We start from the raw sequence: 2669 nt of genomic DNA, 5'->3' as shown, positions 1-2669 counted from the left end.
CGCACTTCGATCGCCATGTCTTTGGACAGTTCCCGTTGAATCCCGAATGACCAGGTCATGGTGTAGGGAGTCTTGAGATCAGGATCGAAGGAGCGGACCGAATCGCTCGTTGTGGGCAGGAGCCGATCGGGCGTCCTTCGAGCCGGTGCTGGCCGCGTGCGTCGAGGACGCCACCCGCGAGGCCAGGCCGCTCGCCCTGGTGCTGGCCGACGTGGACCACCTCCGCCGGGTCAACGACCGGATGGGGCGGATCGCCGGGGACGAAGTCCTGCTCAAGCTCGCCGGGATCCTCCGGGCCAGCGTGGACGACGAGGCCTTCGTGGCGCGCCTCGGCGACGACGATTTCGCCGTGCTGCTCCCGAACGCGGGTCGCGGCGACGCACGGCAGTTCGCGGCGAGGCTGCGCTCGACGGTCGAGCGGTTCCGTTTCGGCGGGCCGCGGCACCCCGACGGCCCGGCGCGCGTGACGTTGAGTCTCGGCGCCGCCTCGTTCCCGGGGGACGCCGACGGCGGCTACGACCTGCTCGCGCGCGCAAGAGAGGCGCTCGACGAGGCGCGCCTGCTCGGCCGGAACCGGGTCTGGTGCTACCTCAGGCGGCCGCGGGTCCCTCTGCGCGCACCGGTGTACTTCGACGGCGAGCAGCCGCTCCTTCTGGGATTCATGCGGGATCTCTCGCCCAGCGGGTTCTTCGTGGAGACCCCGGTGCCGATCGAGATCGGGATGCGCTGCGCGCTCTCGTTCCCCCTCCCGGCCGTGCAGGGGAACGTGCACGTGATCGGACGCGTCGTGCGCGCGGTCCCGCCCGAGGCGGCGGCGGGAGCCGAGTTGCGCGCCCCCGGCATGGGGATCGAATTCGAGCGGTTCGGCCCGGAGGACCGGCGCGCGATCGACGGATTCCTCCATGCCAACGAGGGCTCGACGCTGCGGCCGGAGAACGGGACGCTGAGCTTCTAGCGCGGTCCCGCCTTGGTCGCGGGGAGCGCGGCGGGCGAAAGCGGGCCCTGCTCGTACCGCTCGAACAGCCGGCCCCATTCCGTCTCGCGCTTCCAGCGTTCGAAGACCCGCCGGTCCCTGAGGGGCCAGCGGTAATAATCGTGATACACCTCGGAGCCGAAGATGAACGCGTGCACCAGCGGCGTTCTGAAGAAGACCTTTTGGAACCGCTTGAGCGGAGAGAACCACAGCAGGTTCCCGACGAGGCTCGCGCCGTTGTCCCCGACTCTGAACCCCCACGACTCGCCCGACACGTCGTCGCCGACCACCTCGATCTCCCGTGGATCGCCGGTGCCGAGTCCGTCCTCGTGGGCGACGCGGAGGTACTCGATCGAGAGCGGGTCGAATCCCATCATCTTCGCCGCCACCGCGTCGATCGCCACCTGATCGGCCGAGGCGAGCATCCAGTTCTTGACCTCGGGGCGCATCGTGCGAGGCCCCGGACCGTCCCCGGCGGTCGTCCCGTCGGCCACCGCGAAGACGCCCGGGTGGATCTCCCGCTGGATCGCCAGCAGGTCCACGAGCGTCCGGTGAATCCACGAGTGGGTGTAGTGACGGTGCTCGTGCAGGAGGCCGCCGAACGCGTTCTTCATCGCGCCCGTGGTGGTCGAGTAGATGTGGCATTTGACGGTGGGGAGATGAACGACGTTCTTCCCGGGGAAGTACCCCGGGATCCTGATCCCGTCGGGGTAGATCCGGTCGAGGACGTGCATCCGGGCCTTCGGCCGGTACTCCACCCAGGACATGTCGCTCTCGCGGAAGTTGTAGAGGACCGGCACCCCGTACGCCGACAGGATCGGGAGGTAGCGGTTCAGGTCCTCGCCCTTGAACGCATCGGTGACCACCGTCTTGTTCTGGACGCAGGCGAGGTCTGTGAATCCCCCGGCTCTCAAGGCGCGGATCGTCCCTTCGAGCTGCCACGGCGTGGTGTTCGCGGCGGGAAACGGGAAATGCCAGGAGATGTTGTCCTTGAGGATCGTGGTGCGGTCCGGCGCGAGGGCGTCCCGCATCCCGGCGAGTCCGGTCAGCCGCTCGATCGAGTCCAGGATGCTCGACGGCTCGACCTTGAGCGCTGCCACCCGTCCCTTCATACCCCTCATTCTCTCAGTTTAGCAGGGAGGAGGATGCCCCGGGATCAGGGTCCCTGGCGGGCACCGGCCGCCGGGCCGGGGGCCGTCTCGATGGCCGCACCCAGGCTCTTGAGGGCGTCGGCAGTAGATGTCAATGCTCCTCTTGGTGATATATTGGATATCATGCTTGAGAATGGGATACTGAGAGTACCTGTTACAGATGGTCTCTGCCTCGTGGGAGTAATTTCAAGATCCGATATCCTCCGAATTGCATTGAGCAATAATTGAGTTGGCACAGCGATCACCAAAAATTATTTGTGCAAATCAAGACAATTATTCTCAGCTTTTTCTTTTAAAAAATAAGGCCACCAAAAATATTGCAGTTGCCGTCAGGACGATGCTTCCCCCGGGGGCGATGTCGAATTCGTAGGAGAGGATAAGTCCTAATATTGTCGAAATTACAGCTACACCGCAGGAGACGGCAATCATAAAGTAGAGATTTTTTGCAAATAGCTGTGCGGTGGCCCCGGGGATTACGAGAAGCGCCGAGATCAGAATAATCCCGACGATCTTCATAGAGATGACGATGGAGATCGAAAGTAGAA

General features: G+C 64.5%; 4 protein-coding genes. 2 read left to right on the top strand and 2 right to left on the bottom strand.

All coding sequences use genetic code 11. From position 1 onward, the window contains the following. Positions 1-109: 109 nt before the first annotated feature. A complete protein-coding gene (locus LAO51_20435; GenBank protein ID MBZ5641114.1) occupies positions 110-955 on the top strand; it encodes a diguanylate cyclase in 846 nt (281 codons plus the stop codon). Here LAO51_20435 and LAO51_20430 read toward each other — a convergent pair. Then, complete coding sequence (locus tag LAO51_20430; protein MBZ5641113.1) at positions 952-2085, bottom strand: DUF362 domain-containing protein; 1134 nt, start codon at positions 2083-2085, stop codon at positions 952-954. The two genes, LAO51_20435 and LAO51_20430, sit on opposite strands and share 4 nt — an antisense overlap. A 90-nt stretch (positions 2086-2175) precedes the next feature. Between LAO51_20430 and LAO51_20425 the strand changes: the two genes are divergently transcribed. Next, positions 2176-2352: a CBS domain-containing protein gene (locus LAO51_20425; protein ID MBZ5641112.1), complete on the top strand. Its 177-nt coding sequence runs from the start codon at positions 2176-2178 to the stop codon at positions 2350-2352. A 51-nt stretch (positions 2353-2403) separates the two neighbouring features. On the opposite strand, the gene LAO51_20420 is transcribed toward LAO51_20425, so the two are convergent. Beyond that, a partial coding sequence (locus LAO51_20420) for a metal ABC transporter permease (GenBank protein ID MBZ5641111.1) occupies positions 2404-2669 on the bottom strand: 266 nt, incomplete at its 5' end.

It is taken from the genome of Terriglobia bacterium, from assembly GCA_020073205.1.
GTDB lineage: Bacteria > Acidobacteriota > Polarisedimenticolia > Polarisedimenticolales > JAIQFR01 > JAIQFR01.
Note: the sequence above shows the minus strand (reverse complement) of the source record. Positions and strands in the feature narration are given on the sequence as shown.